Below are 25,601 nucleotides of genomic sequence, written 5' to 3' on the forward strand. Positions count from 1 at the left end.
GAACACCATGTCCAAGCGCATCGACGTCAAAGACTTGAATGTCTACTACGGCAGCTTCCTGGCTGTTGAGGACGTCAACATCAACATTGAAGCCAAGTCCGTCACGGCCTTCATTGGCCCGTCCGGCTGTGGCAAGTCCACCTTCCTCCGCACGCTGAACCGCATGCACGAGGTCCTTCCCGGCGCACGCGTCGAGGGGGAGGTCCTGCTGGATGGCGACAACTTGTACGACCCCGGCGTTGACCCCGTTACCGTTCGCACCCAGGTTGGCATGGTCTTCCAGCGCCCCAACCCGTTCCCCACCATGTCCATCCGGGACAACGTACTGGCTGGCGTGAAGCTGAACAACAAGAAGATCTCCAAGGGTGAAGCCGATGCCCTCGTGGAAAAGTCCTTGGTTGGTGCCAACCTCTGGAACGAGGTCAAGGACCGCCTGGACAAGCCCGGTTCCGGCCTTTCCGGCGGCCAGCAGCAGCGCCTTTGCATCGCCCGCGCAATTGCTGTTGAGCCCCAGGTGATCCTCATGGACGAGCCGTGCTCCGCCCTGGACCCCATCTCCACGCTGGCCGTCGAGGACCTCATCAATGAGCTCAAGGACCAGTACACCGTGGTGATCGTGACCCACAACATGCAGCAGGCCGCCCGTGTGTCGGACAAGACCGCGTTCTTCAACATCGCCGGCACCGGCAAGCCTGGCAAGCTCATCGAGTTCGCAGACACCACCAGCATCTTCAACAACCCCGCCCAGAAGGCCACGGAAGACTACGTCTCCGGCCGCTTCGGATAAGGGTCTGCAGGTTCCGGCTTTCTTGGGGGAGCCGGTCATGAACGACGGCGGCCGTCGCCTTGGGGGTACGGCCGCCGTCGCTTTTTTGTACCCAAGTAGGTCGCAGCAGAGCGCGCCCCGGGAAGGTGAGCCCCGGCGTCAGGCGTTAAGTTTTGGCCAGGGGCGAGAACGCCAACTCAAGGACGAAAGCCATGGCGGCTGTGACGGGCGGCGTGGCCACCCAGAACAGGAGAATCCTGCGCACAAGCCGCCTGTTCGTGGTGGCGAAGCGTTGGTGCGTGCCCGCACCCAGCACGGACGCGGTCAGCGTGTGCGTTGTGGACAGCGGTAGCTGCAGGCCGATGGCGCCAATGAAGAGCATCACGGACGTCACCGTTTGCGCCACGAACCCTCGAAGAGGATCCACGCGGATCAACTTGTAGCCCAGGGTGTGCGAGATCCTCCAGCCACCAAACAATGTGCCTGCTGTCAGCATGATGGCGGTCAGAAGGAGGACCCACAAGGGCAATTCACTCCCAGTGGACAATCCCGCCGCCACCAGCGCCAGCAGGAGAACGGCCGCGGTGCGCTGCCCATCCTGGAGTCCATGGCCAAACGCCACAGCAGCAGCAGAGACAGCTTGCGCCCGGCGGAAACGCCTGTTGATGACATTCGGCTGCGCATAGCGTGCTGCCCAAGTCACTGGCCACACGAGCAAGTACGCGGCCACGAAAGCGATCAAAGGGGACAGAACCAAAGGCAAAGCGACTTGGGTCAGGAGGACGTTGTCCACGCCGTTGATGGAGTTCCCGCCCACCAGCCCGCTCGCAGCCCCCGCGCCTATCAGCCCGCCCACAAGTGAGTGGGTGGAGGACAAAGGGATGCCCCGCCACCACGCGTACACGCCCCAAATGATGGAGGCGGCGAGGGCAGACGTCAGCATCGAGAGCCCGCCAATGCCGTTGGGCAGGGAGATCCAGGACTGGGTAAATGCGAGCACAAAGCTGCCGCTGAGCATAGCGCCGATGAAGTTGAAAACAGCTGCCAGAATTACTGCCACGGATGGCGTGAGGGCGCGTGTCCTCGTGGATAGCGCTACGGCATTCGAGACGTCACGGAAGCCGTTGAGGAACGCGAACCCTGAAGCCAAACCCACCACGAGGATCAGGAATGCAACGATCACGTCATGATTCCTTGACGATGATGCTGCCTACCTGCGTGGCGATCTTCCGCATATCCTTGGTCACTTCCACCAGCTGGTTGGCGATGTCCCGGTGCCGCGCATACTGCGTGGATTTCATGTCTTTCAGCATCTCGGCCACCCACGTGCGATGGGTTCGCTCGGCACGTTTCGCCAGCCTGAGGATCTCAATCCAGTAGTCCTCAAGTTCGTCAAGGTCCTCGAGTTTCCGCATGGCGTCAACTGTCAGCTCGGCTTGGCGGCTGATGATCTCCAATTGGTCGGCCGCCCGCTTGGGCAGCCGCTCCAGTTTGTAGAGGGCAACCAACTCGCCTGCGGCGTCGAGTTTCTCCATGGCCTCGTTGAGGTGGCGGGACAGGGCGTACATGTCCTCACGGGGGAGCGGGTTCACGAAGCTGGTGCGCATGTGCGTCAGGAGCGCAAAGTGCAGGTCCAGGGATTTCGACTCGTGTTCGTGAAGTTCCTCAGTCAGACGTTCGTGCTGACTGGCCTGCGCACCAAGGATCTCGGACAGCGTTCCGGTGGCGGCCACAATGACGCCGGCCATCTGCGCGAGCAGTACGAGCCCGGCAGGTTCCTGGGGGAAAAGGCGCAGCTTCATTTCGCTTCCGGGCTGGGGACGGATGGGCTGCGGGTAGCTTGACTTGACGCTTCCCGCTTCGGCCCCAACTTTACCGGTACGACGACGGCCACCGCTAAGTCTGAGGGGGTGTGGTCACGGCTACATTCAGGGGTGGCTAGCCCGGATCTCGGTCCGGGCATAAAAATGGTGCCGAACCGGATACGCCTCTCGGCGGTAGGCCGCTCGAAGCGGCTATAAGTTGAAGCCCGGGGGTTTCGCGGTTCGGCACCAGTTTTAGTGTTCTACGTCGGTGGGGCTAAGTCAACATTGACAGGCCGGACAGGACGTGGGTAGATTCCGGGCTTTTAGGAGCTAATCCAGCTCTCCCAATCGCCATGCGTTGGCGGCGTGTTCGAGGTCCTCGGCCGTCTTTACCAGCTGGTGTGAATTGCGTGTGAGCTTGCTGGCATGGCTTTCATTGCTGTGCTCCGCCCCGTCTGCCAGGGTCGCCTGGCCCAGCGCCACGACCCGGCAGAATGCAGCAGAACGTTCCAGCGCGACGTCGAAATCGCCGTCGAACGCGCCGGACAAAATGGCGTCCGCCATGGTCTTCATTTCATCTGCTCCGGGTGGTTCCGCAGCCCCGGCAACCACGTTGGATACCTGGGCGGTGTCGCGGCCTGCCCTGAAGTACACCGAGATGCGCTCGGGATTCTGGATCGTGGCGGCGCGGAGAGCGTAGAGCCGCCATAGTGCGCCGGGAAGGGATCGGGCGGGGCTTTCGGCCCACATCTCGGCGATGGCTTCGAGACCTTGCTCATCCGCAAGCTTTACCAAGCGGCGCGTGACCTTGGGGTCGTCGCTGTCACGGCCACGTTTTACAAGCGCCTGCGCCGCCAGATGGGCAGCCTCGGAGACGCGGGCGGGATCGGCCCCGCCGGCGAACGGTTCGAAATCGATGGGCGCGAAGGGCTTGGGTTTGTGGTGCCTGTTCGCTCCGCCGTACGCACGTGGTCCTGGCTGTTCGCTCATGAGTTCACCGTACTCCTGTGCCCTGATGGGGTCGAGTAACGGTTTCTTGGGGTGTTCGCGTGCTGGGCGCGTGCCTTCCCCACCTACTTTGCCGCCGCGAGTGGGGCCGACACGCCGCTGCCGCAGCGCGCCGTCGTCGGCTGTTCGCTCAAAAGAGGTGACGACGCCGCGTGGCCGGGCGGGTTCCTCGACAGGCTTGACGTTGAGGTACAGTATTCATGGCTGTTTGAACAGCTGGAGGGGCCTTTAGCTCAGTTGGTAGAGCATCGGACTTTTAATCCGTGGGTCGTGGGTTCGATCCCCACAGGGCCCACCCTTTCTGCAGGCCGGAGACGTTGAGTCTCCGGCCTGTTTTTGTTCCCGGACTCCCAGTCGCCCGGACCCCCGCCAACGGACAATTCCCTGCCGCGCGCAGGGGTGAATTGTCCGTTGGGCGGGGTTCCCCGGAAAAAACTTCTTGACTCCCACACCCCGCTCCCACCAACATAGTTTCTATAACGTTGTAAATTGACTCATCCACAGCAAGCAGACAAGGACGCCCCTTGGGAAATCAAGAGAACCCCACCGCCAAAATCACCCTCGATCCCGCATTTGTCGTCGGTCCCGTCAGGCGGAAGACCTTCGGTGCCTTCGTCGAACATTTGGGCCGATGCGTCTACACGGGCATCTTCGAACCCGAACACCCGAAGGCGGATCAGGACGGCTTCCGTACCGATGTCCTGGAACTCACGAAGGAGCTGGGTGTCTCCACAGTCCGCTATCCCGGCGGCAACTTCGTCTCCGGCTACCGCTGGGAGGACGGAGTTGGCCCAGTGGACCAGCGCCCAACGAGGCTTGACCTTGCGTGGCACTCGAGCGACCCCAACCTGGTGGGTGTGGACGAGTTTGCCAAGTGGTCCGAGAAGGCCGGCGTTGAGCCCATGATGGCGGTCAACCTGGGCACTCGCGGGACGCAGGAAGCGCTGGACATCCTGGAGTACTGCAACATCAAAGGCGGCACGGCCCTGTCCGAACAGCGTAAGGCGAATGGCGCTGTCGAGCCCCACAACATCACGATGTGGTGCCTCGGGAACGAGATGGATGGCTTCTGGCAGATCGGCCACAAGAAGGCCGGCGAGTATGCTCGCCTCGCCGCCGAAACCGCCCGGGCCATGCGCATGGTCAACCCGGACCTGGAGCTGGTGGCCTGTGGAAGTTCGAGTCCGACTATGCCCACGTTCGGGGAATGGGAGCGCATTGTCCTCACCGAGACATACGAGCTCGTAGACCTGATTTCCGCGCACCAGTACTTCGAGGACTTCGGGGACCTGCAGGAGCACCTGTCTGCCGGGCACCGGATGGAGGCATTCATCAAGGACCTCGTCTCCCACATCGATCACGTGAAGTCTGCAACCAAGTCGGCAAAGCAGATCAACATTTCCTTCGATGAATGGAATGTGTGGCACGGTTCCCGGGACGAGTCCAAGGCTCCCACGGGCGACGATTGGCCTGTTGCGCCGGTTCTGCTCGAGGACCGCTACACGGTGGCGGATGCGGTGGTGGTGGGTGACCTGCTCATCGCACTGCTTCGCAACACGGATCGCGTCCACTCCGCCAGCCTCGCGCAGTTGGTCAACGTCATCGCACCGATCATGACTGAGCCGGGCGGGCGCTCCTGGAAGCAGACCACGTTCCACCCGTTCGCGCTCACCTCCCAGCATGCCTCGGGTACGGTGCTGAACCTTGCTGTCGAGTCGCCGAAGCTGGACAGCGAAAAGACGGCTGGCTTCAACTCGTTGTCAGCTGTGGCAACGTACGACGCCGAAGCCAAGCAGGTTGTGGTTTTCGCCGTGAACCGTTCGGCGACAGAGGCACTAACGCTCGACGCCGCCGTCGGGGGTTTGGGGACCGCCAGCGTCATCGAGGCCGTCACCTACACGAACAAGGACCCGTACTGGCAGGCAACCGCGGATGATTCGACGTCCGTCCTGCCTTCAGAGAACGTCAGTGTAACGCTCGACGGCGGCCGGCTCACCGCCGCGCTTCCGGCCGTGAGCTGGAGCATGATCCGGTTGTCGCTGGATTCCTAGGCGATCGCCTGCGAGCCGTCCTGGAAGATCGGATACAGCGAAATTGGGGTGACCGTTGCTTCTGATGGTGCGTCCTGGGCCGGCTCCGGCGCCTGCGTTGCGGGCGGCGGGGCCGGTTGCTCGGCGGCGACGATTTCCATCGATTCCATATCGAGCAGTCGTCGGCTCCCGGTTTCTGCATCCTGGAGCCAAAACAGGTCAGTACCTGCGACTGTCTTGAGCACCGTGCCCCGGTGGTAAAGGCGGCCGTTGTGCCAGGCCTCGATGAATTCGCCCGGGCTGAGAGGGTGCGGCTCCTCCTTGCTGCCCGGCAAGGTGCCGAAGGCCTGTGCCAAGCTGGCCTGCGTCTTCAGCGCCTGGAAAAGATCCCTGTTTGCATTGCTCATGTTTGCTCCCCTCAGCCGCCTGCTGTCTTCTTGGGCCGATTGGCCTTGAGACTCCAGCCTCCCGCATTCATGTTGCCGGGGCGTTGCAGATGGATGAGCGGTGTGTGACGGCTAGGACGGATCGGCTTCGTCGCCTGGAAGATCAGGCCCGGAACCCGTCCCGGAACCAGGCTCCGAGTCGGCGGAATCAGGTTCGGAACCGTTCGAACCCGAGGACGGAAGCTCGTCCGCATAGGGTGCGTGGGGGCCGGCTTGGCTATTCAGGAGCTCGTTTGCCGCCATGGCCAGCAGGTCCCTTTCCAGCTCGGGAATGGAGAGCATTCCCTGCAAATAAGCCTCAACTTCATACTCACCCACGGACCCGCCGATGCTGAAGTACCGCAGCCACAGCGCGCCTGTGTTGATACGCGCCGCGGAGAGGGCTTCCAGGAGCCTTCGGCGTTGCTCGGGTTCTTTCCTTTCGAAGCCCATATCGTGCGGCCTTAGCTGTGGTCTGCCGGGATCCCGGCTACAAGCTCGGTGCTGACGTCCTGCAGGGTTCTGCTCTGGTCTCGGGCGTTCCCTATCAGTTGCTGCAGGGCCCGTTGATGAGTGATTTTGTGCCGTTCCATCAAAATCCCGCAGGCCCGGTTGACCAGATCCCTGCTGTGCAGGGCGGCCTGCAGGCCTTCACTGATGCGCTTGGGTGTCTCGGTGCTTTGAATATGGGAAAGAAGGGTCGCTGCAGGAGAGGAAAAGAGGCCCATGAGGGAGGCCGTGTTGTTGTCATAGACAAAGGGCTGGGAAGCGTAGACCTTCATGGCGCCAATGCTTTGCCCGTTTGCGATGAGGGGCGCGCTGACCACCGATTTGATGGGCAGGGAGCTGACAGCAGTGCGCCATTCCGGCCACCGCTGGTCCGTGCTCAGGTCCTCGATCAGCACAGGCTCTTCCGAAGCCCACGCCGTCAGGCAGGGACCTTGGCCCAACTCATATTGCAGGAAGTCTGCCTGCTCCACGATGCTGTCCGTGAATCCGGTGCTGGTCCTCCGTGCCTGCGAATCGAGGATGGAGACCCCTTCACCGAGCGTGCCGGGTACGGATTCCTTGATGGCCTGGGAGAGGCTATGAACGGCTTGGTCAACCTTTTCCTCGGTCAACAAGAGGCCCAGAATCCGACCGATGGCGCCCGAAAGCTCGTCCAGAGGAAGCTGCTTCTTGGTCATGATCTTCTTCCCGGCCGTTCAGGTCGGCTGGCCGACTGAAACAATCTTTGAATCGCTGGACTCCCGTGTTCAAGATCCAGCCTAATGGGTTTCGGGCCAGAAAAACCGCATGTAGACAGGCTGCTTGCTATTCCTCAAAAGCTGCCGTGATCTTCCGGTCGCCGGCAACACGGGCGATGATCCCCTGCGCCACTACCCGGAGTTTGATGTTGCGGTGGCTGGACGCGCTGACAAGGATTTGGAAGGCGGCATCCCTGCTGCAGCGGTTCTGGGCCATGATGATTCCGACGGCGGTGTCGATGATCGTGCGGGATTCCAGAGCGGCGGTGAGGTTCTCGCGGGCATCCCGCAGCTGGCCGATCTTCAACGCCAGATGGAGGGCTTTGGCGCCAGTGGCCGTGACACGCTCTGCCGACAAAATGTCCTCGTGGGAAAAACCGTGAGTGCGCGTGGAGTAGAGATTCACCACAGCCTCCGCGGTGCTGTTCAATTCCATGGGAAAGGCCAGTATGGAACCCACATTCGTGGCCGCGGCAGCCCTCATGTACTCGGGCCAGCGATCTTCGTCGTGGACGTTCGGAACGTGGGTGATGGTGCGGGTACGAAGGGCCGAAAGGCAAGGGCCATCGCGGAAGCTGTTCTGGATGTCGTCCAACTTCCTGGCAAGGGTATCGCTATCGGCCACGGCCACCGGTTTCTTCTGCCGGATGACGGTGACTCCGCAGGCAATCGTGTTTCCGTTCCTGGTTAGCTTCTTTGCGATCAATGCGGCGAGGTCCTGCAGGAATTCACGGATATCGGCATTCTCCACCAAGAGATCCTGCAGATGTTCCACGAAGTCTGTCAGATCCACGTGATCTTCAACGGGACCGGGGAAAGGGAGAGGGCTGTTAACGTACCGTGATGGCTGGGTTTCAGTCATTGTCTTTCCTTACTATTCCTCGGCCCTGCTGGCCGGCCGGTTCTGTCCGGCCGTCTGCGGTGAGTTCCCTGAAGGCAGTATCTACGAGTTCCATCTGGCCCGGGGCAAGAACCAGAAGTCCGTTGAGGTAGGCGTCCAAGACCAACTCGTCGGCGTCCCCTCCAATCCCGAAGTAGTAGGTCCACAGACTGTTAAGACTGACGTTTCCGTTCCGGAATCTATGGGCGGCGTGCATGCGCTGGTCAAATCTTCCATCGTGTTCCGGTGCCTCCCAAGGTTCGGCATTCATAGAGCTACCTACCCTCCTTTTCTTCGAGCCCGGCCCGCTTCAGAATGTCTTCGGCTATTTCGTGGAGCCGCCTGTCGCTGTTGCGCGACGCCAACTGGATGAGCCTGATGGCCGCGTCCCTGCTGCAGCGGTTCTGGATCATGATGAGGGAAATAGCCGCGTCGACTATCGCACGCGACTCCAACGCGGAGCGCAGATGCACGGGATATGGGTCCGGGGTGTGCAGGCGAAGGGCCAGCCGCAGAATCCTCGATAAGGATTCTGCGTGCTTCACTATGGATGCCACGGTCTCTGTATCGAAGGTGCCTGCTTGGGTGGAATAGCAGTTCAACGCCGCCCGTGAGTCGTCGTCTGTTGCGATCGGTACCGCCAGCATGGTGGTGATACCTTCCTGCGAAACAGCGTCGGCGTAATGTTGCCAGTGGATGTCTGCCTGAAGGTCCTCAACCAAGACGGTGTGCTGCTCCCGGAGCGCCGTAAGGCACGGACCGTCGTCGAACTCGTACTGCTTTTCATCCAGGCGCTGAGCAGCCTCCGTGCTGCTCGCCACGGTGGCAGGGCCTCCATCCCGCTCTACGGTGATAGCACAGAGCATGGGGACATCCCCGCCCAACAACGAAGCCGAAATGGTGGTCAGACCCAGAAGGAATTCGGTAAAGCCGGGGCTCTCCAACAGCAGGTCCTGCAACTGTTCCGCTGTGGGTACTGCATCGTTCTGGGCCATTCGGCCTCATTCCAGGCAATGCCAGAGCGATTGACTCCGGCTGGCGGCAGTGCGCTCGAGTTCGCGCACAGCCCGGATAGTTAACTCCGGACCATTTGCCACACCCGAAATCTTCTACTACCGACACTACGCCTGCGCCATGCAGCGCAACAGTGGCGGCTGATCTGCAACGATGTACCCAGCAACCCCGGCGAACGGATCCGGGGCAGAGGGATTGAAGGAGCACATTGATGGCCGTCACCATGAACGACGTCGCGCGGGCCGCCGGGGTCTCCTTGAAGACGGTTTCCAACGTCATCAACAACTACGAATTCATCCGGCCCGCAACCAAGCAGCGCGTCCTGGATGCGATCGAAGAACTCGGATACGAAACCAACCTGACCGCGCGCAGCCTCCGTTCCGGCAAGACCAGCATGCTCGGTCTGGTGCTGAGCGACCTCTCGGTTCCGTACTACGCCGAACTCGCGTCGGACATCATGAAGGCGGCGTGGGCCCGCGGCTACCGGGTCCTCGTTGAGCAGTCCGGCAACGAGGCGGACCACGAAAAGTCTGCGCTTCAAGGCCAGTTCCGCAGCCTCACGGACGGGCTCCTCTTCATCCCGCTGTCACTGGATGCCGAGCAAATCATCCAGGCCGCCGGCAAGAAACCGCTGGTTCTGTTGGGCGAATTCGTGCAGGACCCGCGGCTGGACATGGTCCTCATCCAAAACCATGAGGCAGCCGCAGCCGTCACCGCGCACCTGCTGGCGGGAGGCCGACGTCGTATAGCCGTTCTGGGCGCGCACGACGGCGACACAACCGGCAGTAACGGCCTGCGCCTTAACGGTTACAAAGCTGCGCTCGCTGCCGCCGGCGCGGAGTATGACCCGGCGCTCGTGATCGAATGTGAGTGGCGGCGCGACGCCGGTGCCGACGCGATCGCCCGGCTGCTGGACAGCGGGGTTGGCTTCGACGCCGTGTTCGGTTTGAACGACGCCGTTGCTTTGGGGGCGCTGCACGAACTTCTGGTCCGAGGCAAACCGGTCCCGGACGAAATAGCGGTGGCTGGCTTCGACGACATTGACGAAGCCCGGTTCGCGTCGCCGTCGTTGACCACGGTGGAGCCTGGCCGCGCGGAAATTGCGGAGCGCGCGGTCGAACTACTCATCAACAGGATCGAAGGCAAGGGTTCCGCGGACAAGGTGGAGCAGCCGGAGGCGGCGTTCTCGCTGCGCGTCAGGCAGTCCGCGCCGTAGGACGTTACTGTTCTAAGAATGAACCACGCAGTCCCGGACGGAATTCTCACGCCAGCCATCATGATCGACGTCGATGTCCTCGACCGAAATATCCAACGCATGGCATCGAGCATGCTGAGCAGGGGACTGAGGCTCCGACCGCATGTGAAGACACACAAGACACTGGAGATCGCGGCCAAGCAGCTCGCTGCTGGAGCAGTCGGGCTCACGGTTGCGACAATCGGGGAGGCCGAGGTCTTTGCGGCCGGGGGCGCCACGGATATTTTCATCGCCTACCCGCTGTGGGTTGAGGCGCACCACGCAGAGCGGCTGCGGAAGCTTGCCAGAACGTGCAGCATCGCGGTGGGCACGGATTCAGCCGAAAGCGCGACGGCGATGGGCCGCCAGTTGGGCGCCGATGCCAGAAGTATTGATGTCCTTATCGAAGTGGACAGCGGGCATCACCGCAGCGGAGTCCTGCCCGGAGAAGTGGTGGATGTTGCGCGCGCGGCCGCAGCAAGCGGCCTGAACATTGCGGGCGTCTTCACATTCCCCGGACACAGTTACAAGCCCGGAATGCCAAGGGATGCAGCGGGTAACGAGAATGAGGCCCTTGGCCGTGCTTCCGCCGCACTGGAGCACGCCGGCTTTGAGGTCCGCACCATCAGCGGCGGCTCCACCCCCACCGCGCTGCTCGACGCCGAAACGCTGGCGACCGAGTTGCGCCCCGGCGTCTATGTTTTCGGTGATGCCCAACAGCTTGAACTCGAACGCTGCACGTGGAAGGACATTGCCCTGACGGTCGCTGCCACTGTGGTCAGCCGACACGAGTCCGACGGCGGCAACGTCCGGCGGGTGGTTGTGGACGCGGGCAGCAAGATCCTGGGCAGTGACCGTCCGGACTGGGCCACCGGATACGGGCGCCTGCCCGAATACCGGGAGGCCCGGATTACAGCGCTCTCTGAACACCACGCCACCATTGTTTGGCCGGACTCTGAGGAACTGCCGGCACTGGGCACGCGACTCAGGCTCATCCCGAACCACGTTTGCCTGGCCATGAACCTCGTGGACGAGGTCACTGTGGTTCGTGAGGGCGCCGTGGTGGATACGTGGAAGGTCGCGGCTCGCGGCCGGAACAACTAGTGCTTCTCGGGCTTAAGTACTGTGACGGCGGGTAGAAACTCACCCGCCGCCACAGCAACTGCCGTTCCCTTAGCTGATGGGAGTAGGCGGTTGTTCGCCCTTGAGCACGGCGAGCGTGTTGTCCGCTGCGAGTACTGCCATGGCCGTGCGTGTTTCCACCGTGGCGGAGCCGAGGTGCGGCACGAGCGTCACGTTTTCCAGGTCCAGCAACCACGGATGCACCTTGGGCTCATGTTCGAAGACATCCAGGCCTGCGCCCGCAATCTGTCCTTCGCGAAGGGCTAAGGCGAGTGCGGCTTCGTCGATGATGGGTCCGCGTGCGGTGTTGACGAGATAGGCGGACTTCTTCATCGTGGCGAGTTGCTCAGCGCCGATCAGGTGATGCGTGGCCGGTCCGTACGGACAGTGCAGCGACACGACGTCGGAAATGGTCAGTAATTCATCAAGTTCCACTCGCCGTGCACCGAGTTCCTCGGCGATGGCGGGGTCGATTTCACTGCGGGACTGGTAGACGATCTCCATACCGAAGGCCTTGGCCCGGCGTGCGGTGGCTTGGCCGATGCCACCCATGCCGACGACACCCAAGGTCTTGCCCTGCAGGCTGCTGCCGAGCAGGAAGAACATTCCCCACTTCCAGGCTTGGCCGGACCGGATGAGCCGTTCGCCTTCGCCGAGCCGGCGCGTGGCCATAAGGATCAGGCCGAACGCGATGTCGGCTGTGGCCTCAGTGAGCACCCCCGGGGTGTTGGTGGCGATGATCCCGCGTTCGGTGCAGGCGGGGACGTCGATGTTGTCATAGCCAACGGCGACGTTCGCGACCACCTTGAGCTGCGGGCCCGCGGCGTCGAGCAGTTCGGCGTCAATGCGTTCGGTCAGCAGGCTCACTATGGCATCGGCTCCTGCAACCCGCCGCAGGAGTTCCTGGCGGCTGATGGAGTCCGAGCCCTCCCAAGCATCCACCTCATGTTCGGCGCGGAGCTTCTGGAGCGCGGGTTCCGGCACGCGTCCGGTGACGACGATGCGGCTCATGCTGTCTCGATCCATTCACGCAGGCGGGCCAGGCCATCGCGGATGTCCGGCACTTCGATGCCCGAGTACGCGAGCCGGATGTACTGCCGCTCCTCGCCGGGCAGGCGCCGGCCGAAGTGCTCACGCGTGCAGAAGGAAACCCCGGTCTTGTAGAGGGCGTCGGAAGCGAAGTCACCCACTGCTGTGTAACCCAGCCGCTGCATGGCTTCGGTGACGTCGGGAAACAGGTAGAACGTGGACTGCGGAACTGCCACGCTCATTCCCGGGATGGCATTCACGATCCCGCACGCGGTATCCCGGCGTTCCTTCAGGATGTCCAGCATCTGCTGTACCGGTTCCTGGGGGCCACGGAGGGCTTCGATGCCGGCCCACTGCACGTAGTGAGTGGTGCACGATTCATCGTTGGTGTTCAGGGTGCTGAGCACTTTTGCGATTTCAAGCGGGGCAACGGCACAACCGAGTCGCGAGCCGGTCATAGCGAACTTCTTGCTGAACGTGTAGAGAATGACCGTACGCTCGGCCATGCCCGGAAGTGCCGCGATCGAGCTCGAGACTCCTTCATAGCGCGTCTCGAAATAGGCCTCATCGGAGAGCACCCAGAGGTCGTGCTCCTGCGCGATCTGGGCGATGGCCTCGCGTTCGGACGCCGTCGATTCGGCCGAGATGGGGTTCTGCAGGTCGTTGTAGATGATCGCGGCTGTGTTCGGGGTGATTGATGCCCGGACCTGGTCGAGGTCGATCGCGAATCCGTCACGTGTGGGCACATAACGGTAGGGCACAGCGGTGCCGCCCAGGTATTCGATCTGGGATTCGTAGATCGGGAATCCGGGGTTGGGGTAGAGCACCTCTTGGCCTGGGTTCATGACGGCCTGCAGGAACTTGGTGATAACAGGCTTACCGCCGGTCATCACTACCACGTTGTCCGGGGAGAATTCCATCCCGCGCCGTGCGCCGAGGTCTTCGGCGAGGGCTTGCCGAAGCTGGGGGATACCGGGGCCTGGGCAGTAGCCCGTGTAGCCATCGGTGATTGCCTTGTTCATCGCTTCAACGATGTGAGGGGCCGTTGGGATATTGATGTCGCCAAGGTGGAAGGGGTACACCAGGTTCCCTTTGGCCTTCCAGGCGGCAGCGGCCTGCGCCACGCTGAACGCAGTTTCGGTGCCCAGGCGTTCGAGCCGGTGTGCGAGTTTCTGCATGTGCTGTTTAACTCCTCATCGAGCTGATCACGAGTTTTCACGTGAAGTACTCAACTAGTATATTAGTGATGTATTAGGCTGTCTATGGATAGGCGGTCATTAAAACAGCGCCCGCAGCGTCTCCCCACAGACCCGTTGATCTGCCACACTCAACCCCATGCAGTCGTTGTTCGACGGACTCCTTAACGCCAGTCCACTGGTGGTGATGTGCATCGTGTTCGCGTTGGTCTTCGCCGAGGATGCCTTGTTTATCGGCTTCGTGATCCCAGGCGAAACCGCAGCGGTAGTCGGAGGAGTCTTCGCCAGCCGGGGTGATCTTCCCTTGTGGGGCATGATCCTGATTGTCATCTCCGCAGCCATCCTGGGTGACACGGTGGGCTACGAGATTGGCAAGCACTTGGGTCCGTGGGTCATGGGGTTGAAAATCCTGGACAAGAGACGGGCCCAGCTGCAAAAAGCCGAGGATTTCCTTGCCCGCCGTGGCGGCCTCGCCGTGTTCCTGGGCCGCTTCACAGCCTTTTTTCGTGCAGTCATGCCCGCGCTCGCAGGGCTCAGCCGAATGCCATACCGCCGCTTCGCCATCTGGAACTTCACAGGCGGCATCTTTTGGGGCGGCTTGTTCGTGACCTTGGGATTCATCGCCGGGAACTCGTACGAAGAACTGGCCCGCACAGTGGGGCGCGGTGCCGCTTTGGTGGTGGCCGCCGTCGTGGTCGTCATCCTGGTCGTATGGCAGATCCGAAAGCATCGAGGGGCGGCCAAACCCACAGCCGACTGAGACCCTCTGGAAACGTGGCTGAAACTTCCAGTCCTTACGCTGATCACAAACTGTCCGTACGTGTGCACCCCAGTAGCTGCTTTGAGGAGAATCGATGCATCTTTTGCCCCGTGAGCAGGAAAAACTCATGATCGTGGTGGCCGCCGATCTGGCCAGGCGAAGGCAGGCGCGCGGATTAAAGCTGAACTATCCGGAAGCTATCGCGATCATCAGCTACGAGCTCATTGAGGGCGCCCGGGACGGCAAATCCGTTGCGGAGCTCATGAGCTACGGGACCACATTGCTGCGCCGCGAAGACGTGATGGAAGGCGTGCCGGAGATGATCCACGACGTCCAGATCGAGGCCACGTTCCCCGACGGCACCAAGCTCGTCACTGTCCACGACCCCATTCGATAGGAGCCCCCATGATCCCCGGTGAATACAGGCTCCGCTCCGAGCCCATCGCGTGCAACAGCCGCCGTGAGGCGATCGCCGTCGAGGTTGTCAATCGAGGCGACCGGCCAGTCCAGATTGGCTCGCACTACCACTTTGCGGAGGCTAACCGCGCCCTGGAATTTGACCGTGAAGCCGCTTACGGCCGGCGTCTGGACATCCCCGCCGGCACCGCAGCCCGTTTCGAACCGGGCGACAAGAAGACCGTCCACCTGGTGGAGTTGGCAGGTTCCCGGGAGGTTTTCGGCTTGAGTAACGCCGTCAATGGAAAGCTCGACGGCGGTGCTCGCGTTGGCGGGACCGCTCGTCCGGGCGTGGCTATGGAAGGAGATGCCAAGTGAGCTTCGAGCTTCCCCGCCGGCAATACGCCGAGCTGTACGGCCCAACGACAGGTGACGCCATCCGGCTTGCAGACACCGAACTCTTCCTCGAAATTGAAAACGACTACACCGTGTACGGCGAAGAAGTGGTCTTTGGGGGCGGCAAAGTAATCCGCGACGGCATGGGCCAAAACGGCCAGGCGACGCGCTCCGAGGACATCCCTGACACGGTCATCACCAACGTCATCGTCCTGGACTACACAGGCATCTACAAAGCCGATGTCGCCCTCAAGGACGGCCACATTTTCAAGATCGGCAAAGCCGGCAATCCGCAGATCGCGGACGGGGTGGACATCGTGATCGGTGCCAGCACGGAGATCATCGCCGGCGAACGGAAAATCCTCACGGCTGGCGGCATCGACACCCACATCCACTTCATTTCCCCCGAACAGGTTCCCACTGCACTCTGCAGCGGCGTCACCACGATGGTCGGCGGCGGCACTGGACCGGCGGAAGGAACCAAGGCCACCACCATCACGCCCGGATCCTGGCATATCTCGCGGATGCTCCAGGCCGCGGAAGGGCTCCCCATCAACATAGGCCTGTTCGGCAAAGGCCACGCGTCCGCCGTCGAACCCCTCGCAGAGCAGATCCGCGCTGGTGCAGTCGGGCTCAAAGTCCACGAGGACTGGGGCTCCACCACGTCCTCCATCGACATGTCCCTGCGCGTTGCCGACGAATACGACGTCCAGGTAGCCATCCACACCGACACCCTCAACGAGTGCGGTTTCGTGGAAGACACCATCAAGGCGATCGACGGCCGGGTCATCCACACCTTCCACACCGAGGGCGCCGGCGGTGGCCACGCGCCGGACATCATCAAGATTGCCGGGCTACCCAACGTGCTTCCGGCCTCCACGAACCCCACGTTGCCGTACACCAAGAACACCATCGAAGAGCACCTGGACATGCTCATGGTCTGCCACCACCTCAACCCGGACATCCCGGAAGACGTGGCCTTCGCAGACTCCCGCATCCGTGCCGAAACCATCGCAGCTGAGGACGTCCTACACGATCTCGGCGTCTTCGCCATCACGTCCTCGGACTCGCAGGCAATGGGCCGCGTAGGCGAGGTGATCATCCGGACCTGGCAGGTGGCCGATGCCATGAAGCGGCAACGCGGGGTTCTTCAGGATCCTTCCGGTGCTGTGCACGGTTCTGCCGGATCGGACAACTTCCGGCTCAAACGCTACATAGCCAAATACACCATCAACCCCGCCATCGCTCAGGGCATGGCGGACGTCATCGGCTCCGTGGAAGAAGGGAAATTCGCGGACCTGGTGCTGTGGGACCCCGCGTTCTTCGGAGTGAAACCCGAGCTCGTCATCAAAGGCGGACAGATCGCCTACGCACTCATGGGCGACTCCAACGCCTCCATCCCCACGCCCCAGCCCCGCACCATGCGGCCCATGTTCGCCAGCTACGGCAAGGCACTCCAGCAGACGTCCATCACGTTCCTCTCCAAAGCCGCGATCGACGCCGGCGTGCCGGCCGAACTGGGACTCGAACGCATCATCCGGCCCGTCACCGGCATTCGCAAGCTTCGCAAAACCGACCTGAAGTTCAACGGCGAAACCCCGGACATCGTCGTCGACCCCGAAACCTACAAGGTGACAGTGGACGGCGTCGAAGCCACCTGCGAACCCTCCGACGTGCTGCCCATGGCGCAGCGCTACCACCTCTTCTAAACACCATCCCGGAGACCAAATGATTATCGAAAAAATCCTCGGCAACCTCCACGAACAGCCCGACGCCTACACTGACCACCACAAAGAAAAAGTCGTCCTCCCCAGCGCCCTGCTCGTCAAACGCATCCAACGCGTCACCACCGACCACGGCAAAGAACTCGGCATCCGACTCCCCACCGGATCCGGCGACCTGCGCGACGGCGACATCCTCGCCGCCGACGACACCAACCTCATCGTCATCTCCGTGCTGCCCACCGACGTCCTCGTGATTGCCCCGCGCAGCATCCACGAAATGGGGGTCGTCGCGCACTCCCTCGGCAACCGGCATTTGCAGGCGCAATTCTTCGACTCGGTGTCTGAGTACGGGGGCGAGGTCATGGTTTGTCAGTATGACCACACGGTCGAGGATTATCTGAAGCATGTGGGTGTGCCTTATGTGCGGCAGGAGCGGGTCATGCCGGTGCCTTTCCGCCATGCTGAGCATTCGCACTAGGCCTTCGTCGCGCGCTCAGTCGGGTGGGCGCGCTTGCGCTTCACTGGGAAGGGGGCCGTGCCCGCTTCGCGATGCCCGCCACGCCGCGGCCCCCTTCCCAGCTCCGCTCCAGCGCGGTCAGCGATGAGCGCTCGGCAACAGCTCGGCTCATATCAGCTGGCTCTTCAGCAATTGACGGACTCTGCGTTGCCTACGGGGGCGTTTGCTCATTCTTTGGGGTTTGAGAGCTACATACATCGTGAGCTGGTTTGTGATGAGGGGTCGTTTGGGCGGTGGTTGGGGGTTTTTGTGGGGCAGCAGTTGACTTATTCGGATGGGTTGGCTTTGCGGTTTTTGTATGAGGGGGTGGATGTTGGCTTGTTGGATTCTGTTCTTTCTGCGCAGTTGTTGGCTCGGGAGGTTCGGGAGGCTTCCTTGAAGATGGGTGGGCGGCTTTTGGAGATTGGTGGTGAGGTGTTTCCTTCGGCGGAGTTGGAGGCGTATCGGGCGTTGGTTCGGCGGGGGGAGTGTGGGGGGCACCAGCCGTTGGCTTTTGGGGTGATTGCGCGGTCGCTGAAGGTTCCTTTTGAGGAGGCGCTTGCAGCGTATTTGTTTGCCACCGTTACTTCCCTGACGCAGAACGCCGTCCGCGCCATACCGCTCGGGCAGAACGCCGGGCAACGGGTACTACGCCACGCGCACGACGCCGTTGCTGCCGCCGTCGAGGTTGTAGCACAACTGTGCTGGGACGACTTTGGGGCCGTGAGCCCCGGACTTGAAATTTCACAAATGCGGCACGAGCGCCAACGCGCCCGCATGTTCATGAGCTAACCAGGAGGACACATGTCTGAACCCATCAAAATTGGCGTCGGTGGACCGGTCGGAGCTGGCAAGACACAACTCGTCGAGCGCATCACCAGGCACATGAGCGGCGACATTTCCATGGCCGCCATCACCAACGACATCTACACCATCGAAGACGCCAAAATCCTCGCGGCCAACGGCATCCTCCCCGAAGACCGCATCATCGGCGTCGAAACAGGCGGCTGCCCCCACACCGCAATCCGCGAAGACACCTCCATGAACACAGCAGCCATCGAAGAACTCAAAACCCGGCACCCCGACCTTCAAGTCATCTTCGTAGAATCCGGCGGCGACAACCTCTCAGCCACCTTCAGCCCCGAACTCGTCGACTTCTCCATCTACATCATCGACGTAGCCCAAGGCGAAAAAATCCCCCGCAAAGCCGGCCAAGGCATGATCAAATCCGACCTCTTCATCATCAACAAAACGGACCTGGCACCCCACGTCGGGGCAGACCTCTCAGTAATGGAGCGGGACTCCAAGGAATTCCGCGGCAACAAACCGTTCTGCTTCACGAATCTCAAAACCGACGAAGGGTTGGACGCCGTCCTGAACTGGATCCGGCGCGACGTCCTGATGCTTGATCTGGCCTCATGAGCGTGCCCAAGGCCGCTTTGATCTCACCGGGGGCGGCGCCCGCCACGGGTCCGGCGACTTCGCCGGATATTAGGGGCCGTGCCCGCTTCGCGATGCCCGCCACGCCGCGGCCCCTAATATCCGGCTCCGCCGCCTCGGCTGTCGGGTCACCGCTCATTCGACGAACCGTCTTGTCCAGCTCCAGCGCTGCGGCGGCCCAGTCCCCTAGCGTGGGTGGCTTATGAGCACGCACATTGTGGTCCCGACCGTTGATGTCGGTCCTTGGGGGAACGTGGAGTCGCAAGCAGGGTTGCCTTCAGCGGTTGGGGAGCGGGGGGTGCGGGGGCGGTTGGAGCTTTTTGTTAGTGTGCGGGGCGGGAGGTCTGTTGCTTCCCGGCAATTTCATGAGGGCGCTTTGAGAGTGTTGCGGCCGCATTATTTGGATGGGTCCGGGCAGGTTTGCTTTGTCATGGTTAATCCTGGCGGGGCGTATTTGGGGGCGGACTTGTTCCTTATTGATGTGGAGGTCCAGGCGGGGGCAGAGCTGCTGTTGACGACTCAGTCGGCCACGAAGGTGTATCGGACTCCGGGGTCGTTTGCTGAGCAGCGAATGAGTGTGCGGCTGGGGGAGGGGGCGCGGTTGGAGTTGCTGCCCGACCAATTGATCGCCTATCGGGAGGCGAGTTATCGGCAGAATTCGCGCATCAGTCTCCACCCGACGTCGAGCCTTGTCATGGCTGAGGTCATTACGCCGGGGTGGTCGCCCGACGGCGGGGTGTTCCGGTATGAGGAGTTGCGGCTGCGCAATGAGATCCAGGTCGAGACTGGTGGGGGATCCCGGCTATTGGTCCTCGATAACCTCCTGATAAGGCCGCCGCTGGGTGATGTGACTGGGATGGGGTTCATGGAGGGCTTTAGTCATGTGGGGTCGTTGGTGGTTGTGGATCCGCGGGTAAATCAGGAGCTTGCCGACGAGCTGCACCACTTGATGCGGGACCATGATGCTTACACGGGCGTTTCATTGACCAATAGTGTTGGCGGTACCACTGGACTTGTGCTGAGATCGTTGTCCAACAGCACCGACGAACTCAATAATCTGCTGGGCGCCTGTACCTCAGTTCTCCGTGAACGTTGGTATGGTCAGGGACCCGTGAATCTGAGGAAGTATTGATGACTGCGTTGACTGGGTTCGCCGCCATATACCGGGACCGGGAGAAGTTGCCGCTGCGCACCCGGCTACTTTTCACGTTCGGCGCGGTGGCCGCTCTGCACGTTGCCGCCGTCGTGCTTTTGCTGCTGGGTTCGGCAGGGGCGGCGCAGCCGCTTGCGCTCGGCTTGGTGGTGACCGCGTATGTGGCTGGAATCAAGCACAGCTACGACTGGGACCACATCGCTGCAATCGACAACTCCACGCGCAAGTTCGTGGCCCAGCACAAGGATCCGGTGAGCGTCGGGTTTGCGTTCAGCCTGGGCCACAGTTCCGTGGTGATCCTGGCCGGGCTCCTGGTGGTGGCAGGCGCAACGCTGATAGGTCAATTCATGGAGGACGGCACCGCGGGCAACAAGGTGTTGGGCTTGATCGGTGGCGGAGTGTCGGGGTTGTTCCTGCTGGGGATGGGGCTCTTCAACGGCTCGGCATTCCTGCGCGCCACGCAGGTTTACCGGAGCATCCAGGCCGGCGGAACGATCCGAGAAGAAGACCTCGAGGCGAAGGGATTTGTTGCCCGGTTGCTGGCCAAGCCCCTGTCAAAGGTGGAGCGGCCGCGAAATATCTACGTGATCGGCTTCCTCTTCGGCCTCGGCTTCGATACGGCCACCACCATCGGGCTGCTGGTTATCACCACGACGGCGGCACTCGCCGGCGTCTCGCCGCTCGCCTTGATGGCGCTTCCCTTCGCGTTCACCGCTGCCATGACACTGTGCGATTCCATCAACGGCGTGGCCATGATGAAAATGTACAGATCGGCCATCAACGACCCTCAGCGGAAGCTCGGCTTCAACGTGGTGATTACCGGCATCTCGGCTGTCTCGGCGCTGTTCATCTCCGTGATCACGCTCGGGGGATTCGTCAACGCCGCGTTTGAACTCGAGGACCCGCTGACTTCGTGGTTGGGAGGGATCGACCTCGGCAACGCAGGCCTCGTCCTGGTGGGCCTGTTCGTGATCGTCTGGGCTGTTTCCGCATGGCGTGGCCGGGTGATGCGCTCGCCCCAGCCCAAGTAAGTCGCAGCTGAGCGCGTTTTGAGGGCTCAAAACGCGCTGTGCTGCTACATAGTTGGGCTCAGGAGGCCGCCACTGCGTTGAAGAGCTCATTGGTGTCCACGCCAAGGTCCGGGGTGTCCAGCACGTTGGTCAGGAACACGACGCACCGGTCCTGCTCCGGGAACATCCACCATTCCGTGCCCGCCCACCCGGGGTGACCGTAGATCCCTTGGGCAATCAGCTCGGATTCGTTGGCTGGCATCTGGAAACCGAGGCCCGTGTGCCGCAAAGGCTTGGGCCGGACACTGATGTGCGAAACCCCGGTGGTCCTTGGCCGGCGCATGGCCGCAAGCGTGGCGGGCCGCACTGCCTTGCCGGAATCGCGCAGCAACTCAGTGCCGAGATTGAGCAGATCCGTGGCGGTGCCGAACAACCCAGCGCCAGGGTGCTTCTTCCTGTACATCCCCTCAACGTCCAGGCCTTGCTCTTCTGCGCCACGGACTGTGTGCGGGTTGCAGTCCGTGTGGAACGTGAGGCCTTTCGCGCCGGTGTCCTCAGCCAATGAACGAACCTGCTCTTCGAACGGGCGTCCATCCGCCCATTCAGCCATTGCCGCAGCGCCTTCAAAAGCCACATTGCAGTACTGGACCAACGAGCCAGCATAGAAGGCTTGCTCCGCCGAGGTGAGGTCCTCGCGGAGGGGAGTGCCGCCGTCGAGCTTTGTATCCATGATTCCCGACCGGTGGCTCAACAAGTGTTCGAGGGTAACCGTGTCAGTGCGGTGGGCGCCGAAGCCGGGGAGTGCGTCCATCAATGCATTGCCGAGCGACAATTTCCCCAGCTCAACCTGGCGCATCACCGTCATTGCGCTGATGGGTTTGGTGACTGAGAACAGCGCAAAGTGATCATCGATGGCTGCCTTCCGGCCGCCGTCGTGCCCAAAGGCAACAATGTCGGCAATGCCGTGCCTGGATGCGATTCCCAGCACGGCCACAGGCACGCGCCCCTGCTCCACCTGCTTGCGGGCCCAGTCTGCTGCGGGACCTGATTCCACCATGTGACTTCCACGCTTTCGCTCGGGTTCGGTGGGACGAATCTATCGAAAATTCTTCAAGCCGCGTGTAACCCCGGGACGTGGGCCGGAAACTATAGAAGTATCCTGCAGTTCAGGACACTACTTTCAGGGGGAAAATCGTGCTTTCCGAGCGCGAACTGGCGTTTATCGCCATTCACAAAAACAGCTATCCGTCCGTTTTCAGATTTGTCCGCCGCAGGGTGGAATCGGCGGAAATTGCCGAAGAAATCGCGGCGGACGTTTTCCGGGTCCTTTGGCAGAAATGGGACGACGACTCCCAACCCGATATTCCATACCTGCTCGCTGTTGCGCGCAATCTGGTCGGGAATGCTTATCGTAGCCGTGACCGGCAAAAGGCACTGCAGGAAAAACTACGCACGACGGCGGTGGAGCGTTTCGGGGGCGACTCCGAGAACGTCGTTGTACAGGATGCCATGGCCCGCCTCCGCGACCAGGACCGGGACATCCTCCAGCTGGCCTATTGGGATGGTTTGGGCTGTGCCGAAATCGCGCGGGTACTCAACTGCAGTGAATCAGCAGCCAAGGTCCGCTTGCACCGCGCACGTGGTGCTTTCCGGAAACAGATGCCTGCAGGTGTCGAAACGACTACACACAAGATGGGAGTCTGAGATGGACCAGATCAAGAGCCAGATTTCCGCGATCGACCCTCTTGCCCAGGAACCAGAGGCCGAAATCAACGGCGAAGAAGCTTTGGCTCGTATGCTGACCGGGCCCAGGGTCTTCAGCGACACTGTGCCGGCTGGCGTGATCTCCCTCCAAGATCGCAGGAAACGAAAGGTCCGGATTGCCGGAGCGTTGTTGCTGGGAGCGGCAGCTGTCACGGCTGGCGTCCTCGTGGCGGCCAACTTTGGGCCAGTGAGCTCGACGCCGGCGCCGGCAGTCACCGTCACAACCCCTGAACCAACGCCAACGCCAAGCATGTCCGCCACACCTTCGGCCAGCGCATCAGTGACGCCCTCCAGCGCTCCGACGCCGGTCACGCCCACTCAGCCGGCTCCTGCGATCGTTCCGTCGGTGGCACCAACGCCGACACCTACAGCACCACCAGTTGCAGCCTTGCAAAAATTCACGTTCCCGGATGGACACATCTCCTTCAACTACCCGAGCGGCTGGACTGTCCGGACGGAGCAGGGTCCATATCTTTCGGAGGAAACGAAGGCCGCATCCCAAGGGGCCACCATCCTGGACAGCGCCGGGGACAAGGTCGCCTTTGTGTCCAGCGGGTTCTACGGAGACGGCACGGCGGGGCGGGTGGATCGGACAGTCCTGGACCGGGCAGTGGTTCCTGGTATCAGGGACATGTCAGACCAGCAAGTGGAGTTTGGCTTCTTTTCAAACAAAATCCAATTCATCCCGTACGACGGACCGGCCTACGAGGGCATGCCTTCAGCTCGTTCCGGCCCCAGCGATGATCCTCCCATTTACGCCATGGATATTCGGTTGTCGTCCGAGCTGGAGCCAGGAATTACTAGCTCTGGCACCAACCTGATCCGGATGCCCAACGGATTCATGAACGCATACGTTGTGTTCGATCCTGACAAGCAACCCACCTTCGCCACCCCCGAGGCAGCGAAGGCTTGGATGGGCAGTACGCAGTACGCCCAGCTCAAGTCCCTGCTCCTGAGCGTCAGCTACAAATAACCCCATCTGAGTAGCAGTAGAGCGCGTTCTGAGCCCTCAAAACGCGCTCTACTGCGACTTACTTGGGCGGGTGGCGCGCTTTCCTACTGGAGAACGGGCCGGAATCCTACTGTTCGTGTGCATGACACCATGCGGAAATGCTATGCAATTGCCTATAACGAACCGTCCATGACTTGCATAGGGTTGAGGAGATCTGCTTCACACCAGGCGCTGCTTCCCAGTATTCGGCGCCCTGAACTACCCAAGGATGAGTTTCAACGATGAAGAGCATCGCCCTCCTGCGCGAACGAGCCACCCGTGTCATGCCCACCGGTTCCCACTGCCCGGCCTCGGGTTTGTGGAGCCCGGACTCGGACCCCGATGCCGTCCAGGTGTTCGCCGAAGGTCACGTCCTCCCGGCGCACAACGGAGTGCCCACTGTCTGGCGGCGCCGGACCGCTGGCGAAGTCTCAGCATGACCAGCTCCATTCTGAACAGGCCCGCCGACTACCGGCACGTGCCGGCAACCCAGTGGACTGAACTGGGCGCCGGGGATCGCGTCTGGATCTACGATGTCGCCTGGGGTGCCGGTACCGGCCGTGTTGACGACGTTTCGCAGCACCAGGAACTGCTGTGGGTGGTCCTTGAACCCACTGGCCGCAAGCTGATTTGCGGAACGGACGACGTCCAGGTCTGGGCGGCCTAACCCGCCGGAACCAGCACGCTCGGGGACCCCGTCTCCACCCTGCCTACGGGTCCGTCGGGCAGGCCGGTTTCGGGGTCGAGCTTGAAACTCAGGACGTCGTTGGAACCTTCATGCGCCACCAGGAGCCAGCTGTCGTAGACCAGGTGGTGCCGTGGCCAATCGCCCCCGCTTGGCACATCGGCCAGGGGCGTCACGTCCGTGCCCTGGCCGCCCACCTTCAGGACGCAGATCCGGTTGGAGCCCCGGACTCCCACATAGACGAACCGGCCGTCAGTGGACATTGCAATCTCGGCGGCGGAGTCGCCGTCGAACGCTTTGTTGACACTGGCCGGAACCACGGCGGTGAGTTGGTAGACTCCTTGGGGTTCGGCCCTGACAGCTGCAACCTCAATCGAGTATTCCGTGTCGATGAATACCGTTCCGCTGGGATGCCGCACCATGTGCCGCGGGCCCGAGCCCTTGGGCAGGATCACGTGGTGGTCCGGCAACAGGCCCTTGCCCGGCTCATACCGCCAAATCCGCACAAGGTCGTGTCCGAGGTCCGTGGTCATCACGCGACCATCGGGAAGCATGAGGCTTGAGTGTGCGCGGCTGGGCCGCGGCTCGTCGGTGGGTGCGGTCTGATGGGGGTCGACGGCGGCTTCCGCAGTGGTACGCGACGTGATGGCGCCGTCGTGGTCCAGTTCGTACAGAATCACTTGGCCGTCACCCCAGCAGGTAACTACAATGAATCGCCCCTGCGGATCCGCTGCGACATGGCAAGCGGCCTCGCCCGCCGTCCACGGCTCGCCCATTTGCTCGAGTTCAGCGGTGCCGGTAGTGCGGTAAGCCCGCACCATCTTGCCTTCCTCGGCCACGGCATAGAGCACAGGGAGGGTTGGGTGGACGGCCAGGAAAGATGGCGAGTTCGCTGCGACGGCCAAGCCAAGCGAAGTGAGTTTCCCGTCTGTATCCAGGGTGATGGCGCCGATCCCTTCACCATTTCCGTTCCGGTCCGCGGTGTAGGAGCCGGTCCAGATCAGTGTTTCAGTGCCTGCTGTTTCCATAT

Annotated in this window: 30 protein-coding genes and 1 tRNA gene; 18 read left to right on the forward strand and 13 right to left on the reverse strand. The window is 61.8% G+C overall.

Annotated elements, in window-relative coordinates; translation table 11 throughout:
* The first annotated feature begins 7 nt into the window (after positions 1-7).
* On the forward strand, positions 8-787 hold the full coding sequence (gene pstB / locus AC1DD5_RS13440) for a phosphate ABC transporter ATP-binding protein PstB (RefSeq protein WP_431117483.1): 780 nt from the start codon (positions 8-10) through the stop codon (positions 785-787).
* Between the two features lie 145 nt (positions 788-932).
* On the opposite strand, the gene AC1DD5_RS13445 is transcribed toward pstB, so the two are convergent.
* The 3 genes from AC1DD5_RS13445 to AC1DD5_RS13455 all read right to left on the reverse strand — a co-directional run bounded on the left by AC1DD5_RS13445 (position 933) and on the right by AC1DD5_RS13455 (position 3,561).
* Positions 933-1,949 (reverse strand): inorganic phosphate transporter, encoded by a 1,017-nt coding sequence (locus tag AC1DD5_RS13445; RefSeq protein WP_477521748.1) that lies wholly within the window; start codon positions 1,947-1,949, stop codon positions 933-935.
* Position 1,950: 1 nt separating this feature from the next.
* On the reverse strand, positions 1,951-2,568 hold the full coding sequence (locus AC1DD5_RS13450) for a DUF47 domain-containing protein (protein WP_442006601.1): 618 nt from the start codon (positions 2,566-2,568) through the stop codon (positions 1,951-1,953).
* Between the two features lie 333 nt (positions 2,569-2,901).
* Positions 2,902-3,561, reverse strand: a complete 660-nt coding sequence (locus AC1DD5_RS13455; protein WP_431117486.1) for a hypothetical protein — start codon at positions 3,559-3,561, stop codon at positions 2,902-2,904.
* Between the two features lie 240 nt (positions 3,562-3,801).
* On the opposite strand from AC1DD5_RS13455, the gene AC1DD5_RS13460 reads away from it, so the two are divergent.
* Both AC1DD5_RS13460 and arfA read left to right on the forward strand, forming a co-directional pair.
* Positions 3,802-3,874 (forward strand) — tRNA-Lys (locus tag AC1DD5_RS13460).
* A gap of 229 nt (positions 3,875-4,103) precedes the next feature.
* Positions 4,104-5,630: an arabinosylfuranosidase ArfA gene (arfA, locus tag AC1DD5_RS13465; protein ID WP_477521749.1), complete on the forward strand. Its 1,527-nt coding sequence runs from the start codon at positions 4,104-4,106 to the stop codon at positions 5,628-5,630.
* Here arfA and AC1DD5_RS13470 read toward each other — a convergent pair.
* From AC1DD5_RS13470 to AC1DD5_RS13495, 6 genes are all read right to left on the reverse strand, one after another.
* Positions 5,627-6,016, reverse strand: a complete 390-nt coding sequence (locus tag AC1DD5_RS13470) for a hypothetical protein (RefSeq protein ID WP_477521750.1) — start codon at positions 6,014-6,016, stop codon at positions 5,627-5,629. The two genes, arfA and AC1DD5_RS13470, sit on opposite strands and share 4 nt — an antisense overlap.
* A 111-nt stretch (positions 6,017-6,127) precedes the next feature.
* Positions 6,128-6,487 (reverse strand): hypothetical protein, encoded by a 360-nt coding sequence (locus tag AC1DD5_RS13475; protein ID WP_477521751.1) that lies wholly within the window; start codon positions 6,485-6,487, stop codon positions 6,128-6,130.
* Positions 6,488-6,498: 11 nt separating this feature from the next.
* Positions 6,499-7,221: a GAF and ANTAR domain-containing protein gene (locus tag AC1DD5_RS13480; protein ID WP_477521752.1), complete on the reverse strand. Its 723-nt coding sequence runs from the start codon at positions 7,219-7,221 to the stop codon at positions 6,499-6,501.
* A 127-nt stretch (positions 7,222-7,348) separates the two neighbouring features.
* Positions 7,349-8,143, reverse strand: a complete 795-nt coding sequence (locus AC1DD5_RS13485; RefSeq protein WP_477521753.1) for an ANTAR domain-containing protein — start codon at positions 8,141-8,143, stop codon at positions 7,349-7,351.
* Entirely contained in the window at positions 8,136-8,432 is a 297-nt protein-coding gene (locus AC1DD5_RS13490) for a hypothetical protein (RefSeq protein ID WP_477521754.1), read from the reverse strand. Before AC1DD5_RS13490 ends, AC1DD5_RS13485 begins: the two co-directional genes overlap by 8 nt.
* A gap of 4 nt (positions 8,433-8,436) precedes the next feature.
* Positions 8,437-9,156 (reverse strand): GAF and ANTAR domain-containing protein, encoded by a 720-nt coding sequence (locus AC1DD5_RS13495; protein WP_477521755.1) that lies wholly within the window; start codon positions 9,154-9,156, stop codon positions 8,437-8,439.
* Positions 9,157-9,386: 230 nt separating this feature from the next.
* Here AC1DD5_RS13495 and AC1DD5_RS13500 point away from each other — a divergent pair, with 230 nt between their 5' ends.
* Both AC1DD5_RS13500 and AC1DD5_RS13505 read left to right on the forward strand, forming a co-directional pair.
* Complete coding sequence (locus tag AC1DD5_RS13500; RefSeq protein WP_477521756.1) at positions 9,387-10,391, forward strand: LacI family DNA-binding transcriptional regulator; 1,005 nt, start codon at positions 9,387-9,389, stop codon at positions 10,389-10,391.
* Between the two features lie 18 nt (positions 10,392-10,409).
* On the forward strand, positions 10,410-11,513 hold the full coding sequence (locus tag AC1DD5_RS13505; RefSeq protein ID WP_477521757.1) for a D-TA family PLP-dependent enzyme: 1,104 nt from the start codon (positions 10,410-10,412) through the stop codon (positions 11,511-11,513).
* Positions 11,514-11,582: 69 nt separating this feature from the next.
* Here the strand turns inward: AC1DD5_RS13505 and AC1DD5_RS13510 are convergent, their stop codons facing one another.
* Both AC1DD5_RS13510 and AC1DD5_RS13515 read right to left on the reverse strand, forming a co-directional pair.
* Entirely contained in the window at positions 11,583-12,542 is a 960-nt protein-coding gene (locus tag AC1DD5_RS13510) for a 2-hydroxyacid dehydrogenase (protein ID WP_477521758.1), read from the reverse strand.
* Positions 12,539-13,738, reverse strand: a complete 1,200-nt coding sequence (locus tag AC1DD5_RS13515) for a pyridoxal phosphate-dependent aminotransferase (protein WP_477521759.1) — start codon at positions 13,736-13,738, stop codon at positions 12,539-12,541. The genes AC1DD5_RS13510 and AC1DD5_RS13515 overlap by 4 nt, the downstream gene beginning before the upstream one ends.
* A 157-nt stretch (positions 13,739-13,895) precedes the next feature.
* Between AC1DD5_RS13515 and AC1DD5_RS13520 the strand changes: the two genes are divergently transcribed.
* From AC1DD5_RS13520 to AC1DD5_RS13560, 9 genes are all read left to right on the forward strand, one after another.
* Positions 13,896-14,516: a DedA family protein gene (locus tag AC1DD5_RS13520; RefSeq protein ID WP_477521760.1), complete on the forward strand. Its 621-nt coding sequence runs from the start codon at positions 13,896-13,898 to the stop codon at positions 14,514-14,516.
* Between the two features lie 94 nt (positions 14,517-14,610).
* Positions 14,611-14,913: an urease subunit gamma gene (locus AC1DD5_RS13525; protein WP_431117499.1), complete on the forward strand. Its 303-nt coding sequence runs from the start codon at positions 14,611-14,613 to the stop codon at positions 14,911-14,913.
* Between the two features lie 8 nt (positions 14,914-14,921).
* Entirely contained in the window at positions 14,922-15,290 is a 369-nt protein-coding gene (locus AC1DD5_RS13530; RefSeq protein WP_477521761.1) for an urease subunit beta, read from the forward strand.
* Positions 15,287-17,017 carry an urease subunit alpha gene (gene ureC, locus AC1DD5_RS13535; RefSeq protein ID WP_477521762.1) on the forward strand — a complete coding sequence of 577 codons (1,731 nt, stop codon included), beginning with the start codon at positions 15,287-15,289 and terminating at the stop codon, positions 17,015-17,017. Before AC1DD5_RS13530 ends, ureC begins: the two co-directional genes overlap by 4 nt.
* A 19-nt stretch (positions 17,018-17,036) precedes the next feature.
* Positions 17,037-17,510, forward strand: coding sequence for an urease accessory protein UreE (ureE, locus tag AC1DD5_RS13540; protein ID WP_477521763.1), 474 nt, complete (start codon positions 17,037-17,039; stop codon positions 17,508-17,510).
* 123 nt (positions 17,511-17,633) lie between these two features.
* The gene (locus AC1DD5_RS13545) at positions 17,634-18,320 is read left to right on the forward strand and encodes an urease accessory protein UreF (RefSeq protein ID WP_477521764.1); all 687 of its coding nucleotides are present in this window, start codon (positions 17,634-17,636) and stop codon (positions 18,318-18,320) included.
* Positions 18,321-18,332: 12 nt separating this feature from the next.
* A complete protein-coding gene (gene ureG, locus AC1DD5_RS13550) occupies positions 18,333-18,950 on the forward strand; it encodes an urease accessory protein UreG (RefSeq protein ID WP_377653954.1) in 618 nt (205 codons plus the stop codon).
* A 316-nt stretch (positions 18,951-19,266) separates the two neighbouring features.
* Complete coding sequence (locus tag AC1DD5_RS13555) at positions 19,267-20,100, forward strand: urease accessory protein UreD (protein ID WP_477521861.1); 834 nt, start codon at positions 19,267-19,269, stop codon at positions 20,098-20,100.
* Positions 20,100-21,152: a HoxN/HupN/NixA family nickel/cobalt transporter gene (locus tag AC1DD5_RS13560; protein ID WP_477521765.1), complete on the forward strand. Its 1,053-nt coding sequence runs from the start codon at positions 20,100-20,102 to the stop codon at positions 21,150-21,152. The genes AC1DD5_RS13555 and AC1DD5_RS13560 overlap by 1 nt, the downstream gene beginning before the upstream one ends.
* A gap of 58 nt (positions 21,153-21,210) precedes the next feature.
* Here the strand turns inward: AC1DD5_RS13560 and AC1DD5_RS13565 are convergent, their stop codons facing one another.
* A complete protein-coding gene (locus AC1DD5_RS13565) occupies positions 21,211-22,188 on the reverse strand; it encodes a serine hydrolase domain-containing protein (protein ID WP_477521766.1) in 978 nt (325 codons plus the stop codon).
* 137 nt (positions 22,189-22,325) lie between these two features.
* Here AC1DD5_RS13565 and AC1DD5_RS13570 point away from each other — a divergent pair, with 137 nt between their 5' ends.
* From AC1DD5_RS13570 to AC1DD5_RS13585, 4 genes are all read left to right on the forward strand, one after another.
* Positions 22,326-22,835: an RNA polymerase sigma factor gene (locus AC1DD5_RS13570; protein ID WP_477521767.1), complete on the forward strand. Its 510-nt coding sequence runs from the start codon at positions 22,326-22,328 to the stop codon at positions 22,833-22,835.
* Position 22,836: 1 nt separating this feature from the next.
* On the forward strand, positions 22,837-23,868 hold the full coding sequence (locus AC1DD5_RS13575) for a hypothetical protein (protein ID WP_477517865.1): 1,032 nt from the start codon (positions 22,837-22,839) through the stop codon (positions 23,866-23,868).
* A gap of 260 nt (positions 23,869-24,128) precedes the next feature.
* Positions 24,129-24,326 carry a hypothetical protein gene (locus AC1DD5_RS13580; RefSeq protein WP_442016274.1) on the forward strand — a complete coding sequence of 66 codons (198 nt, stop codon included), beginning with the start codon at positions 24,129-24,131 and terminating at the stop codon, positions 24,324-24,326.
* Positions 24,323-24,553, forward strand: coding sequence for a hypothetical protein (locus AC1DD5_RS13585; protein WP_477517866.1), 231 nt, complete (start codon positions 24,323-24,325; stop codon positions 24,551-24,553). The genes AC1DD5_RS13580 and AC1DD5_RS13585 overlap by 4 nt, the downstream gene beginning before the upstream one ends.
* On the opposite strand, the gene AC1DD5_RS13590 is transcribed toward AC1DD5_RS13585, so the two are convergent.
* The gene (locus tag AC1DD5_RS13590; protein ID WP_477521862.1) at positions 24,550-25,599 is read right to left on the reverse strand and encodes a lactonase family protein; all 1,050 of its coding nucleotides are present in this window, start codon (positions 25,597-25,599) and stop codon (positions 24,550-24,552) included. The genes AC1DD5_RS13585 and AC1DD5_RS13590 overlap by 4 nt on opposite strands.
* Between the last annotated feature and the right edge of the window lie 2 nt (positions 25,600-25,601).

The sequence above is a fragment of the Paenarthrobacter sp. 10L420 genome, assembly GCF_056395385.1.